The following is a 12,625-nucleotide window of genomic DNA, read 5'->3' on the forward strand; positions in this document are numbered from 1 at the left end:
TGGTGGCGGCCAAGCACCAATCGGCCCTGGAGACCCTGGCCCTCGTCACGCGCTTCCCGGACTTTGCCTACATCCTGAAGCGCGAACTGCTCTGGATCCCGCTGATCGGCTGGTACCTCTCACGCTCCGGCATGGTCGCCATCGATCGCAGCAAGGGCACGCGGGCGATGAGCGCCATGAACGAGGCCGCGGCCGATGCGATCCGGGACGGCCGCCAACTGATCATCTTCCCCGAAGGCACCCGCCGTGCGCCCGGCGCGGCCCCCGCCTACAAGCTCGGCATCACCCACCTCTATGCCGCGCTCGGCGTCCCCTGCCTGCCTGTCGCCCTCAACACCGGCCTGCATTGGCCGCGCCGCAGCCTGCTACGGCGGCCGGGAACCTCCGTGATCGAGTTCCTGGCCCCGATCCTGCCGGGCCTCGACCGCACCCATTTCCTCGATGTCGTGCAGGACCGGATCGAGACCGCCTCGAACGCGCTTCTGGCTGCCGGCCGGACTGAGCTCGCGGCCCACGGGCACGCGCCGTCAGAGCCAACTTCGAAGGCGGAACGGGACGCTTCGCGCGTCGTCTGAGGACGTCTGCGACGCAGGCGCGAGGCCGCGTTTCGGCTTGTGGATAACTCGTGTCATCCCTATCTAAATGGAGGCGGGGCGTCGTCCTTGACGCCAACGAAACGTTAAGATTAATGTGGAACAAATGGCGAACAAGAGAGCCCTGTCCTGGTCGGCCGCACTCCGCGACTTGAAGGACGATCGAGCCCGGAGACGTGACGTGCGCGAGGAACGCCTGAGGACGACGGCCGGCTTGCGCGGCACCCCAGCCCTGGTGCTGAGCGCGTGGCGCGGACGTTCCGGCCGCCGCTACGTGGTCGGCATCCACGAACTGGCCGAGCCGGAGCTGGACGACATGGGCGAGGCGGTGGTCCTGGCCGTACGCCGCGACGCCACCGGAATCGGCGAACTGGTCTCCGTCGCCTCCGCGGGCCAAAGCCCGCGCGAGCGCCTGCACAGCAACTGGATCGCCCGCGCCCGGCACAAGGGTGCCACGGAGATGCACGTCCATCGGCTCGCCGAAGACGAGGCCGAGCGCGAGGCGATCGTGGCCGACCTCGGCGCCGATCAGAAAGCCGACGCCGCGCACTGATCGCGGCGTCGCCACCCCCTGATATCGTGAGCGCATGTTCGGGGCCTCGCAGCAGGCCCGCCATGCTTTCGCCGTCGAGACCCTGCCAAGCCTTGTCCCCGGGACGCTCATAATGAGGGCGCGGTCCCCGATGCGAGCGCAGGACACGAAAACCCGATGGCGCAGAGTCCGACCCCGGCCCGTCCCCCTTCGCGCAAGGGACTGTTTCTTCCCTACATCCTGCTCGCCGCCCTGGTGATCGCCTGGTCGATCGGCTGGTTCACCATCCGCCACCGGGCCGCTGCCGAGATGGATGCCTGGCTCGTCCGCGAAGAGGCCGCCGGCCGAAGCTGGACCTGCGCGGAACGCTCCATCACCGGCTATCCGTTCCGGATCGAACTGCGCTGCGCCTCCCTCGCCTTTGCCCGCTCCGACAGCCGCTTCACCCTCGGGCCGGTGACGGCGGTGGTGCAGGTCTACCAGCCGCGCCAGGGCATTCTCGAAGTCGCGGGGCCCTTCCACGTGGAGCAGGGCGACCTCACCGCTGACGCGACCTGGACCTCACTGGAGGGCAGCTTCCACGGCGCCTCCGACGGCTTCGTGCGCGCTTCCCTGGTGGCGGACGGCGCCAAGGGCAGCGTGCGGGATGCCGGCGCGGACCCGATCGATTTCGACACCAAGCACCTCGAGTTCCACGCCCGTCCGACACCGGGTCGCTTTGCGTCCGACGGCGCCGTCGACACCAGCCTGCGCCTGACCCAGATCCGCCTGCCGCTGGCCGACGCGGCCCTGGGCAATGCCGATCCGGCGGATCTCGCCCTGGACGCCACGATCAACCGGGCCACCACCCTGAGTACCGGCACGATCGCGCGCGAGCTCGACGCCTGGCGTCAGGCCGGCGGCAGCCTCGACCTGACCCTCCTGTCCCTCGTCAAGGGCGAGCGCCGGCTCCAGGCCAAGGGCACCCTCGACCTCGACGCGGCACACCGGCCGCAGGGCCAGCTCGACCTGCGCGCGGCGGGCGTGGAGGCCCTGATCGGTCAGGTCATGGGCCAGCGCTTCGGCGCGGAGAAGGGCGCGCTCATCGGCAATCTGGTGGGCCAGCTCCTCGGCGCCCGGCGGAACCAGGCCAGCGCCGAGGCCGGCGTACCCGCTCAGGGCGATGCGTCCCTGAAGGCGCTGCCGCCTCTCCGCCTCGCGGATGGCCGGGTGACGCTCGGACCGTTCCCGATCCCGAGCGTGAAGCTCCCGCCGCTCTACTAAGCGATGTCGGGCTTCGGCTCGCTTGGGCGGGCGCGCCCGAAATCGGCCTCCGCCGTCTCCTGGCCCATGGCCACGATGCCCCGGCGGATGGCGCGGGTGCGGGTGAAGAGTTCGTGCAGCGCGTCGCCGTCACCCCAGCGGATGGCGCGGGCGAGGGCGGCGAGATCCTCGTTGAAGCGCCCGAGCATCTCCAGCACCGCCTCCCTGTTGGTCAGGAACACGTCCCGCCACATGGTCGGGTCAGAGGCCGCGATGCGGGTGAAATCGCGAAATCCGCCGGCGGAGAACTTGATCACCTCCGATTGCGTCACCGCTTCGAGATCGGCGGCGGTGCCGACGATGTTGTAGGCGATGAGGTGCGGCACGTGGCTGGTGATCGCCAGGACGAGGTCGTGATGCTCCGGCGTCATCGTCTCGACGATGGCGCGCAGGCCTTCCCAGAAGCGCTGGACCCGGGCGGTCGCCTCCGCGTCCGTGCCCTCGGTGGGCGTCAGGATGCACCAGCGCCCGGAGAACAGGGTCGAGAACCCGGCATCCGGCCCGGAATACTCGGTGCCGGCCACGGGGTGGGCGGGCACGAAATGCACGCCCTCCCGCAGGTGCGGCGCCACCGCCGCCACCACCGAGGCCTTCACGGAGCCGACATCCGAGACGATGGCGCCCGCCTTCAGGTGCGGTCCCATGATCTCGGCGACCGAGCCGACAGCACCCACCGGCACGCACAGGATGACGAGGTCGGCCTCGGCCACGCCCGCTGCCAGGTCGTCGGTGGTCTCATCCGCGAGGTCGAGCGCGCGCACGCGCTCCAGCACCGTGGCGTCCCGGTCGATGGCGACGATGCGCCGGGCGAGGCCGAATTGCCGGGCGCCGCGCGCGATCGAGGAGCCGATCAGCCCGAGGCCGACGATGGCGAGGGTGTCGAACTCAGGCACCCCGCTCGTCCTGCACGAAGGCGGTCAGCGCGGCGAGGAAGGCGCCGTTGGCCTCCGCACTTCCGATGGTGACGCGAAGCGCATCGGGCAGTCCGTAGGACGAGACCCGGCGGGTGATGACACCGTGTGCCGAGAGGAACGCGTCCGCGTCCGCCGCCGAGCGGCCCGGCGTGTCGGGGAAGTGGACGAGGATGAAGTTGGCGACGCTCGGGGTCACGGTGAGGCCGAGGTCCCGCACCGCTTCGCTCATGCGGCCGAGCCAGGTGTCGTTGTGCGCCATGGCCGCGGCCACGTGTGCATCGTCCGCGATGGCGGCTGCGCCCGCCGCGATGCCGGCGCCCGACAGGTTGAACGGCCCCCGGATGCGGTTGAGCGCATCGACCACCTCGGCCGGGCCGACCATCCAGCCGATGCGGAGCGCGGCGAGACCGTGGATCTTCGAGAAGGTCCGGGTCATCACGACGTTGTTGGCCTCGAGCACCAAGTCGAGGCCGGAGGCATAGTCGTTCGCCCGCACGTACTCGGCATAAGCCCCGTCGAGGACGAGGAGGACGTGGGGCGGCAGGCCCGCATGCAGGCGCCGCACCTCGTCGAAGGGCAGGTAGGTGCCGGTCGGGTTGTTGGGGTTGGCGAGGTACAGGATCTTGGTGCGCGGCGTGACGGCGGCGAGCAGCGCGTCGACGTCGGCGCGCAGGTCGCGCTCCTCGACCACCACGGGCGTGCCCCCGGCGGCCAGGATCGCGATCCGGTAGACCAGGAAGCCGTGTTCGGTGAAGATGCCCTCGTCCCCGGCGCCGAGATACGCGTAGGCGAGGAAGGACAGCAGCTCGTCCGAGCCGGCGCCGCAGACGATGCGCGCCGGATCGAGGCCGTAGCGCGCCGCGATCGCCTCGCGGAGCTGACGGGAGGTGCCGTCCGGATAGAGCTCGAGCTTGGCCGCCTCGGCCCTCATCGCCGCCACCGCCTTCGGGCTGGGCCCCAGCGGCGTCTCGTTGGAGGAGAGCTTGTGCACCTTCGCATGGCCCGGCGCGCCGCTCTTGCCGGGCACGTAGGCCTCGATGGCGAGGACGCCGGGGCGGGGCACCGGGCGTGAAGGGGCGAGGGGGGCAGAGGACATGAGGGCGGCCACTTGATGTGCGAACCGCCCGTCTAACAAAGCTTGCCCGGCTTTGCGAGCATCGCGGGGCCGGGCCGGCGATGCGCGCCTCAGGCCGCCGCGATCTCGGCCAGGAGCGCGTCGGAGATCGTCAGCCCCTCCATGCGCGCCCGCGCCCTCAGGGCGAGGCGCCGGCTGCCCGGCAGGCGGGCGCCCTCCTGTTCTTCGATGGATCCGGCCAGCACGCCGAACCGCTCCACCGCATCGCCCGCGAAGGCGTTCGCGTCGAGGGCGAGGATGAGCTGGCCGGTGCCGGGCGGGTCGCCGGCCGCGTCGAGGAACGAGGCCGCCTCGCCGGCAAAGTGCGCGCCCACCAGCCCCGCGGCCAGGATCTCGACCATGAGCGCGAGGGCGATGCCCTTGGCGTCGCCGAGGGGCAGCATCGTGCCGGCCAGGGCCCGGTCGGGATCGGTGGTGGGCCGGCCCTCGGCATCGAGCGCCCAGTCCTCGGGGATCGCCTCGCCGCGTTGGCGGGCGCCCACGATGGCGCCGCGCGCCACCTTCGAGAGCGAGAGATCGACGACGATGGGCGGCCGGCCGGCCAAGGGGGCGGCGAAGGCGATGGGGTTCGTGCCCAGGACGGCACGCGCGCCGCCCCAGGGCGCCATGGCGGCGGGGGTGTTGGCGAACAGGATGGCCACGAGGCCCTGCTCGGCCAGGGCTTCCACGGGGCGCCCGGCGCCGCCGCAATGGTGCGAGCGGCGGATGCCGGCCGCCGCGATCCCTTGCGCGCGCGCGATCCCGGGGAGATGCGCCACGGCCGCGTCGAGGGCCGGATAGGCGAAGCCGTGCGCGGCATCCACGGCGAGTAGCCCCGGCCGCGGGCGCGTCATCGCGACGAGCGCTTCGCCCACGACCTTGCCCGTCCGGACCTGGGCGGCATAGGCCGGCACCCGCGACAGGCCGTGCCCCTTCAGGCCGTCGGCCTCGGCGCCCACGAGCGCACGGGCGGTGCTGTCGGCCGCCACCGGCGCGGTCCCGCAACGGACCAGCGCCGCCGCCACGAGGTCGTGGGCCTGCTCCAGGGTCAGGGTCGGCATGGCCGCGCCTCCGTCACGTCGGTCCGATCCGAATCCCGGTCGCCCTAGACCCGGAAGCGGGCGGCGTGGCTGCCGATTTCGTCGAGGGCTTCGGGGGCGGCGCCGGCGCGGGTCAGGGCCTCGTGCAATTGCCGGGTGCCGACGCCGCCGGGCACGGCGAGGAGCAGGCAGTGGCCTTTGCCTTGGCCCTCCCCTTGGCCCTCCCCTTCGCCTGGGCCTCGCGGGGCGCGGGCCACGACCTCGCCGTAGAGGTCCTGCAGGGCGCGGGCCGCCTCCGGCGCCCAGGCGCCGACGCGGGTGGCGTGCAGGACCCAGTCGCGCTGGGCGGCGGCCGGATCGTCGAGGGGGTTGGAGACCACGAAGACGGGCGTGCCGGCCGGATGGGTGGGCCGCTCGATGAAGGGCAGGCGCGCGATGACCTTGGGGCGGCCCTCCCCGACGAGGCCCTCCCACCATGGCGCCGCGTCGGAGGAGGCGCCCGAGCCGTCGGGATCGAGGCGGAAGATGCCGAGATCCCCGCGCGAAGCGGCCACCGCCTCGATCACCGCGAGGCAGGTCGGATGGGCTCGGTAGGGCACCGTGAAGCCGAAATGGAAGCGGGCGGAATCGCGCATCGGCGCGTCGCCGCCCGAGATGTCGGCATGCACCGAGAACGGCGCCTGCACGTAGGTGAAGGTGGCGATGATGACCCGCCAGATGCCCTCCACGGTGTCCAGCGGCAGGAGCCCGCGATGGCGCTCGGCGACACGGCGCATCATCGAGGCCTCGCGCCCGGGCCGGAAGGCCGAGCCGGTGGCCGAGGTGCGCTTGACCGCGATCAGCTGGTCGATGATCGAGCCGCGCTGGATCAGCAGGGCATGCATCTCGGCATCGATCCGGTCGATCTCGGCGCGCAGGTCGCCGAGGTTGTCGAGGGGCGGCGCGGGTCTCGTGGTGAAGCGCATGCGGGGCTCGCGAGGGTCCGGGGAACGAGGTCGGTCGATCGCGACGGGGTCTCGCCTCCCCGTCATCGCCGCCCGGTCTACGATCGCACGCGGCCAAGGGCCAGAGCCGTTTCCGTTTGGATGAAAACGGTTCTCCTGTGCCGGGCGGATGCGGTCTCCTCGGATGAGCCGGATCGACGTCGCGCAAAGGCGCGTCCGAGCAGCGCGTGACACCGCTCCCCTTTCGTTGACGCGTGAGGGTCCGCACACTACCTCAACGGCTGATGTCGCACGGCCCTCTCGCGCATGGCATACCAAGCCATCCGCCTGTTACCCTTGGGGGCCAATGCGTTGCCTCCTCCAACCCGCCCCATGACCATGTCGCTGGATACCGCCATCAAGCCCGGCACACCCGAGGACGACGCGGCCCGCGCCGACGCGCCGGGCCTGGAGGTGTCGCAAGCCCGCGAGCCGAAGGGGCTCGTGGCGCAGTTCGGCCTCGACGAACCCCTGGCGATGGATGCGGGCGTGCAACTGGCGCCGTTCCAGATCGCCTACCAGACGGCGGGCACCCTCAACGCGGCACGCTCCAATGCCGTCCTGATCTGCCACGCGCTCACCGGCGATCAGCACTTCGCCCATACCCACCCGGTGACGGGCAAGCGTGGCTGGTGGGAGACCCTGGTGGGGCCGGGCAAGCCCGTCGACACCGACCGCTACTTCGTAATCTGCTCGAACGTCGTCGGCTCCTGCATGGGCTCCACCGGCCCCGCCTCGATCGATCCGGCGACGAACCGCGCTTACGGCCTCGACTTCCCGCTGGTGACCATTCGTGACATGGTCCGCGCCCAGGCGATGCTGCTGGATCGGCTCGGCATCCGGGACCTGTTCCTGTGCATCGGCGGCTCCATGGGCGGCATGCAGGTGCTGCAATGGGCGGCGAGCTACCCCGAGCGGGTCTTCGCCGCCATGCCGATCGCCACGGGCCCGCGCCACTCGGCCCAGAACATCGCCTTCCACGAGGTCGGCCGGCAGGCGATCATGGCCGACCCGGCCTGGGCGGAGGGGCGCTACCTCGAAGCGGGCACCCGGCCGGCCAAGGGCCTCGGCGTCGCCCGCATGGGCGCGCACATCACCTACCTGTCGGAGCCGGCCCTGCACCGCAAGTTCGGCCGCCGCTTCCAGGGTGGCTCGGCCCCGACCTTCTCGTTCAACGCCGACTTCCAGATCGAGAGCTACCTGCGCCACCAGGGCCTCAGCTTCGTCGAGCGCTTCGACGCCAACGCCTACCTCTACCTCACCCGCGCGATGGATTACTTCGATCTGGCCGCCGACAAGGGCGGCGTGCTGGCCAATGCCTTCAAGGGCACGAAGACCCGCTTCTGCGTGATGTCCTTCACCTCCGACTGGCTGTTCCCGACCTCGGAATCCCGCGCCATCGTCCACGCCCTGAACGCGGCCTCCGCCCCCGTCGCCTTCGTCGAGGTGGAGAGCGACAAGGGGCACGACGCGTTCCTGCTCGACGAGCCGGTGATGTTCGCCGCCGCGCGGGGCTTCATCGACGCGGCCGCCCGGGCGCGCGGCCTGTGACGGACCCGCAGGCCAGCTTGGCCCGGCCCTGGGAAGCGGCCGAGACCCTGCCGCGCGGGGAGGCCGGCAGCACCCGCGTCGACCACCTCGTGGTGCTCGACCTCGTGCTGCCGAACGCCCGCGTCCTCGACATCGGCTGCGGCGACGGGGGCTTGCTGGCGCTGCTGCGCGACCGGCGGGGCGTCGACGGGCGCGGCATCGAACTCTCGCGCGAGGGCGTGAACGCCTGCCTCGCCCGGGGCCTGCCGGTGATCCAGGGCGACGCCGACACCGATCTGGCGAATTACCCCGACGACGCCTTCGACGTGGTGGTTTTGTCCCAGACCATCCAGGCCACCCGCAACCCGCGCATCGTGCTCGAACACCTCCTGCGCATCGGACGCCAAGTCATCATCTCGTTCCCAAATTTCGGGCATTGGCGCGTGCGCTCGGAGCTCGCCCTGCGGGGGCGCATGCCGGTCACCGCCCTGATGCCGGAGGAATGGTACGAGACGCAGAACATCCATCACTGCACCATCCGCGACTTCGTCGGCCTGTGCCGGACGGTGAATGCCGAAATCGAGAAGGCGACGGCCCTCGACGCGCGGGGCCGCCCGATGCGGTTCTCGATGCCCTGGTGGGTCTGGAACCTGATGGGCGCGCAGGGCGTGTTCCTGCTGCGGCGCGGTGGGACGGGCGACCCGAGCCCTTGAGCCGGGCTCCTGTTGCACGTGAAAACTCTTAACCCTGCCCGGTGCGCCGCATGAGCAGGGTCGCGACCTCGTAGGTCACTTCCGACCCATCGCCCTCGAATTGCCGCAGGACGCGACGCAGGGCGCCCGGTGACAGGGGTTGCCCGCCGCCCGGCGTGTGGGCGCCGATGGCTCGCAGTGCGCCGAGGAACGCGCGGCCATCGACGTGGCGCTCGACCATGGGCGCGACCGCGACGGTGAGCGTGCAGCCTGGAATCGTCAGAGCCGCGAGATCCGCGAGGGAGGGATACAGGGGCGTCGCCGCCTCGAACCCCAGGGCGGCATGCGCGGCCCGCCATTCGGCGAAGGTGCCCGAGGCCAGGGTCGCCACCGCCAGCAGGCCACCGGGGGCCAGGAGCGCGCCGAGCCGCGCCAGGGTGCCCGGCAGATCCTCGAACCATTGCGCCGCGAGGCTGGAGGCGATGAGGTCGAAGCCGGGCGCGAGGCAGGGCCGCTCGCCATCCATGGCGACGAAGCGCAGGTCCGGCGCGTCCGCGAGCCGGCTCCGGCAGCGCAGGATCATGCCGGGGGCGATGTCGGAGGCGACCAGCGTACCCCCCGTCCCGAGCCGGAGCAGGGCGGCCGTCAGCAGACCGGTGCCGCAGCCGACTTCGAGGATGCGCGGGTTCGCGGCCAGGGCTTCCACGCCGATGCGCTGGGCGAGCCGCCCGGCGACCGCGGCCTGGATCGCGGCCGCGCCGTCATAACCTTCGGCCCCGTCGAAGGCCCGGGCCACAGCCTGTTTCCAGGAACGCATCGGGGCTGCCGTCGGACCTACATGCAGGGGATCGCGCCGCGCGATAGCGCCTGCGCAGGATCGGCTCAAGCTTGTCGGGGTCGGGCTATGCGGCCAGCGCCCGCTCGATCATCCCGGCCACGGCCAGCGCTCGGCCGTCATCGCCGAAGCGCGCGATGACCTGCACGCCGAGCGGCAGCCCGTCGCCGGGGACCGGGACGGTGACGCAGGGCACGCCCATCAGGGTCCAGAGGCGGTTGAAGCGTGCGTCGCCCGTGGTGCCGAGGCCGGAGGGCGCGCGGCCGGGGGCGGAGAGCGTCAGGATGACGTCGACCTCGCCGAACACGTCCTTGAGGACGCGTCGGGCGCGGTGCGCGCTGCGCCGGGCATCGTCGTACTGGGCGGCGACGAGGGATTGCGCCGCATCGAGCTGCGCGCCGAGTTCCGGGCTGAGTCGGGCCCGGTGATGCGCGTATTCCCAAGCGAGCGCCTGGCGCCCCTCGAAATCCTGGATGATTGGATGGCGGGCCCAGGCCTCGGGCAGGGGCGACGGAAGGGCGAGGTCGCTGATCCGGGCGCCAGCGGCTTCCGCCGCGCGGGCGGCCCGCTGGAGAGCGGCCAGCGCGTCCGAGTCGGCCGGGGCGGCAAAGTCCTGGAGGCAGAGGCCGATGCACGGGGCGAATGCGGATTCGTCGAGGTCGAGGGCGGGCCGGTCCGTGATCAGGCTCAGGCCATGCGCGATGTCGCGGATGCCGGCCCCGAACAGACCGAGCGTATCGAGGGCCCAGGAGAAGGTCTTGACGCCCACCGTCGGCAGGAGGCGGAAGGAGGGCTTGATCGCCGCCACCCCGCAGAACGCCGCCGGGCGGATCACCGATCCGCCGGTCTGGGTGCCGAGCGCCAGGGGCACCATGCCGGCGGCGACCGCTGCGGCCGAACCCGCCGAGGAGCCGCCGGGGGTGTGGCCGTGGTCGCGCGGGTTCACGGTCGCGGTGGGGTCGTGGCTGGCGAAGGGCGAGGTGGTGGTCTTGACCAGCGGCACGGCGCCGAGCGCCCGCAGCCGCGAGACGATGGCCGCATCCGCTTTCGGCTGCCAGCCCGCATAGATGGGGGAGCCCATCTGCGTCGGCAGGTCGGCGGTGTCGATGATGTCCTTGATGCCCACCGCGATGCCGGCGAGCGGACCGTCACCGGAAATCGCCGGGGCCGGGGTCCCGCAGACGATCGCGCCGATCTCGGGGTCGCGCGCCGCGATGGCGTCCTGCGCGAGGCGGATGGCCCCGGCGGGATCGAGGCGGCCGGCGGCGATGCGGGTGCGAAGGTCGACGAGTGACTGCATGGGAGTTGATGGCATGGGGGCTGATGGCATGGCGGCTTGGTCCGGCCAACGCCGGCCGCTGTCAACACCCGTCCACAGGGTCGTCCGTCCGCCCCGTATCGTTGACCCATCGTTTACGGAACCCTGCGCATCGTCCGCATCATGTGGCGTAGCGTATTTGCGTTCTCGGGACTGGCGCTGTTCGGCGCGGGCCTCACCGGCTGTGCACTCAACAAGTTTGAGCAGCGCGAGCCCTGGCGTGACCAGACCGAGCAGGCCTGCAACGCCAAGCGCCTCGTCGAGGCGACGGAGTTCGTCACGCCCTCCAAGGAGATCAGCGGACCCGGCGTCTGCGGCATGCTCCAACCCTACCGTGTGACCCGGCTCGGCAAGGGCACCGTCGCGTTGAAGCAGCGCGTCACCCTGGCTTGCCCGGCGCTGGCCGAGGCCGAGGCCTGGCTCGCCGACACCATCCAGCCGGCGGCGAACTTGTATTTCGGGCAACCCGTGGCCGAGATCAACGCGGGCACCTACGCCTGCCGGGGCCGCAACAACCAGGCCGGCGCCAAGCTCTCCGAGCATTCCTTCGGCAATGCCGTCGACGTCATGTCATTCAAGCTCGCCGACGGCTACGTCATCACGGTGAAGGGCGGCTGGCGCGGCACCGAGGCCGAGCAGGGATTCCTGCGCGAAGTCTTCCTCGGTGCGTGTGCCCGCTTCTCCACCGTGCTGGCACCGGGCTCCAACGTCTTCCACTACGACCACATCCACGTGGACCTCGCCCGGCACGACCCGCGCGGCCTGCGCCGTATCTGCCAGCCGCTGATCAAGTTCGCGCCGCAACTCGGCACCGACGGGGCCACCCGCGCCACCGCCCGGCCGCGCCCGCCCGAGCGCCTGCCCGCCCCGCCCCAGGCGCCCGTCGACGTGGAGGAGGACGACCCCTACGGCGTGAGCCCGATGTCGTCGCGCCAGCCCGCTCGGCCTGCGGCCTCGCAACTCGCCCATGCACCGGCACGGTCGCCCGCGCCACCGGTCGCCTATGCGGCCGCGCCGCGCGCACCCCTTCCGCGCCTGCCCGCGCCCCGGGTCGCCGCCGCCCTCCCGCCGGAGGACTTCGCCGCCGAACCGCTCTCGCTCGCCGCCCCGGGCCCCGACGATCCGATCTACTGACGTCGCGCCCGGACTGTGCCCGGCGAACCCCAGGGCGCCGGGAAAGCGACCCGGTTCGACGGCCCACGCTTGACAGGGCGGGCCGAGCCGCCAGTGTTCCGCGAAGCTTTACGGACTCCAGCGGAAGTCGCCGGCATGCGCCCGAACCCCCTCTCCACCGCCTTCGCCCTTGGCCTCGTGCTGGCCGGCACCCTTCAGCCGGCGCTCGCCCGCTCGGGCCGCGAGGAAATCACCCCCGCCGAGGAGCGCGAGTTCAATTTCGAGGCCAACATCCCTGGCTGCCAGGCGCCCGAGGTTCTTGAACGGCTCTCGACGCATTTCGCCGAGAAGGAAGCGAAGTTCTGGAACTCGTCGCTGACCATCCTGCGCTACGAGCACATCGAGCGCACGGCCTGGCGGCCCTGGGGCCTCGACTACTACCCGCGCCGCTTCTGCAGCGCGACGGCCACCACCTCCGACGGCATCCGCCGCAAGGTGGATTATTCCGTGCGCGACGGGCTCGGGATCATCGGCGCCGATTGGGGCATCGAGTTCTGCGTCCACGGCCTCGATCGCAACCTCGCCTACGCCTATTCCTCGGCCTGCCGCGAAGCCCGTCCGTGAACGGCTCGTCCCGGCTCCGGTCGGCCGCGCGCCTC

At 71.7% G+C, this 12,625-nt stretch carries 13 protein-coding genes; 7 read left to right on the top strand and 6 right to left on the bottom strand.

The features are described 5' to 3' along the window. The 3 genes from JWQ05_RS02550 to JWQ05_RS02560 all read left to right on the top strand — a co-directional run. Nucleotides 1-575 (top strand): 1-acyl-sn-glycerol-3-phosphate acyltransferase (locus JWQ05_RS02550; RefSeq protein ID WP_299653984.1); only part of this gene is annotated, 575 nt, incomplete at its 5' end. 124 nt (nt 576-699) lie between these two features. Then, nucleotides 700-1,146 carry a hypothetical protein gene (locus JWQ05_RS02555; protein ID WP_299653987.1) on the top strand — a complete coding sequence of 149 codons (447 nt, stop codon included), beginning with the start codon at nt 700-702 and terminating at the stop codon, nt 1,144-1,146. A gap of 156 nt (nt 1,147-1,302) precedes the next feature. Next, entirely contained in the window at nt 1,303-2,388 is a 1,086-nt protein-coding gene (locus JWQ05_RS02560) for a DUF2125 domain-containing protein (protein ID WP_299653990.1), read from the top strand. Here the strand turns inward: JWQ05_RS02560 and JWQ05_RS02565 are convergent. The 4 genes from JWQ05_RS02565 to JWQ05_RS02580 all read right to left on the bottom strand — a co-directional run bounded on the left by JWQ05_RS02565 (nt 2,385) and on the right by JWQ05_RS02580 (nt 6,460). Next, nucleotides 2,385-3,320: a prephenate/arogenate dehydrogenase family protein gene (locus JWQ05_RS02565; protein WP_299653992.1), complete on the bottom strand. Its 936-nt coding sequence runs from the start codon at nt 3,318-3,320 to the stop codon at nt 2,385-2,387. The two genes, JWQ05_RS02560 and JWQ05_RS02565, sit on opposite strands and share 4 nt — an antisense overlap. Further along, nucleotides 3,313-4,437, bottom strand: coding sequence for a histidinol-phosphate transaminase (locus JWQ05_RS02570; RefSeq protein ID WP_299653994.1), 1,125 nt, complete (start codon nt 4,435-4,437; stop codon nt 3,313-3,315). Before JWQ05_RS02570 ends, JWQ05_RS02565 begins: the two co-directional genes overlap by 8 nt. An 89-nt stretch (nt 4,438-4,526) precedes the next feature. After that, nucleotides 4,527-5,516: an Ldh family oxidoreductase gene (locus tag JWQ05_RS02575; protein ID WP_299653997.1), complete on the bottom strand. Its 990-nt coding sequence runs from the start codon at nt 5,514-5,516 to the stop codon at nt 4,527-4,529. Nucleotides 5,517-5,560: 44 nt separating this feature from the next. Continuing rightward, nucleotides 5,561-6,460, bottom strand: coding sequence for a chorismate mutase (locus JWQ05_RS02580; RefSeq protein ID WP_299654000.1), 900 nt, complete (start codon nt 6,458-6,460; stop codon nt 5,561-5,563). Nucleotides 6,461-6,811: 351 nt separating this feature from the next. Between JWQ05_RS02580 and JWQ05_RS02585 the strand changes: the two genes are divergently transcribed. Together JWQ05_RS02585 and metW are read left to right on the top strand one after the other, a co-directional pair. Continuing rightward, the gene (locus JWQ05_RS02585; RefSeq protein WP_299654003.1) at nt 6,812-8,029 is read left to right on the top strand and encodes a homoserine O-acetyltransferase; all 1,218 of its coding nucleotides are present in this window, start codon (nt 6,812-6,814) and stop codon (nt 8,027-8,029) included. Between the two features lie 17 nt (nt 8,030-8,046). After that, nucleotides 8,047-8,721 (top strand): methionine biosynthesis protein MetW, encoded by a 675-nt coding sequence (gene metW, locus JWQ05_RS02590; RefSeq protein ID WP_299654259.1) that lies wholly within the window; start codon nt 8,047-8,049, stop codon nt 8,719-8,721. 28 nt (nt 8,722-8,749) lie between these two features. On the opposite strand, the gene JWQ05_RS02595 is transcribed toward metW, so the two are convergent. Continuing rightward, nucleotides 8,750-9,517, bottom strand: a complete 768-nt coding sequence (locus JWQ05_RS02595; protein ID WP_299654006.1) for a methyltransferase domain-containing protein — start codon at nt 9,515-9,517, stop codon at nt 8,750-8,752. A gap of 85 nt (nt 9,518-9,602) precedes the next feature. Beyond that, nucleotides 9,603-10,835: an amidase gene (locus JWQ05_RS02600; protein WP_299654009.1), complete on the bottom strand. Its 1,233-nt coding sequence runs from the start codon at nt 10,833-10,835 to the stop codon at nt 9,603-9,605. 141 nt (nt 10,836-10,976) lie between these two features. On the opposite strand from JWQ05_RS02600, the gene JWQ05_RS02605 reads away from it, so the two are divergent. Together JWQ05_RS02605 and JWQ05_RS02610 are read left to right on the top strand one after the other, a co-directional pair. After that, nucleotides 10,977-11,987 carry an extensin family protein gene (locus JWQ05_RS02605; RefSeq protein ID WP_299654012.1) on the top strand — a complete coding sequence of 337 codons (1,011 nt, stop codon included), beginning with the start codon at nt 10,977-10,979 and terminating at the stop codon, nt 11,985-11,987. Between the two features lie 135 nt (nt 11,988-12,122). After that, complete coding sequence (locus JWQ05_RS02610) at nt 12,123-12,590, top strand: hypothetical protein (protein ID WP_299654015.1); 468 nt, start codon at nt 12,123-12,125, stop codon at nt 12,588-12,590. Nucleotides 12,591-12,625: the final 35 nt, after the last annotated feature.

The organism is Methylobacterium sp. (assembly GCF_028290105.1).
GTDB lineage: Bacteria > Pseudomonadota > Alphaproteobacteria > Rhizobiales > Beijerinckiaceae > Methylobacterium.

What these genes read in the sequence shown, in the direction of transcription:
- JWQ05_RS02555 (WP_299653987.1), top strand. Translation starts at nt 700, where the DNA reads ATGGCGAACAAGAGAGCCCTGTCCTGGTCGGCCGCACTCCGCGACTTG.
- JWQ05_RS02560 (WP_299653990.1), top strand. Translation starts at nt 1,303, where the DNA reads ATGGCGCAGAGTCCGACCCCGGCCCGTCCCCCTTCGCGCAAGGGACTG.
- JWQ05_RS02570 (WP_299653994.1), bottom strand. Translation starts at nt 4,437, where the DNA reads ATGTCCTCTGCCCCCCTCGCCCCTTCACGCCCGGTGCCCCGCCCCGGC.
- JWQ05_RS02575 (WP_299653997.1), bottom strand. Translation starts at nt 5,516, where the DNA reads ATGCCGACCCTGACCCTGGAGCAGGCCCACGACCTCGTGGCGGCGGCG.
- JWQ05_RS02580 (WP_299654000.1), bottom strand. Translation starts at nt 6,460, where the DNA reads ATGCGCTTCACCACGAGACCCGCGCCGCCCCTCGACAACCTCGGCGAC.
- JWQ05_RS02585 (WP_299654003.1), top strand. Translation starts at nt 6,812, where the DNA reads ATGACCATGTCGCTGGATACCGCCATCAAGCCCGGCACACCCGAGGAC.
- JWQ05_RS02595 (WP_299654006.1), bottom strand. Translation starts at nt 9,517, where the DNA reads ATGCGTTCCTGGAAACAGGCTGTGGCCCGGGCCTTCGACGGGGCCGAA.
- JWQ05_RS02600 (WP_299654009.1), bottom strand. Translation starts at nt 10,835, where the DNA reads ATGCAGTCACTCGTCGACCTTCGCACCCGCATCGCCGCCGGCCGCCTC.
- JWQ05_RS02605 (WP_299654012.1), top strand. Translation starts at nt 10,977, where the DNA reads ATGTGGCGTAGCGTATTTGCGTTCTCGGGACTGGCGCTGTTCGGCGCG.
- JWQ05_RS02610 (WP_299654015.1), top strand. Translation starts at nt 12,123, where the DNA reads ATGCGCCCGAACCCCCTCTCCACCGCCTTCGCCCTTGGCCTCGTGCTG.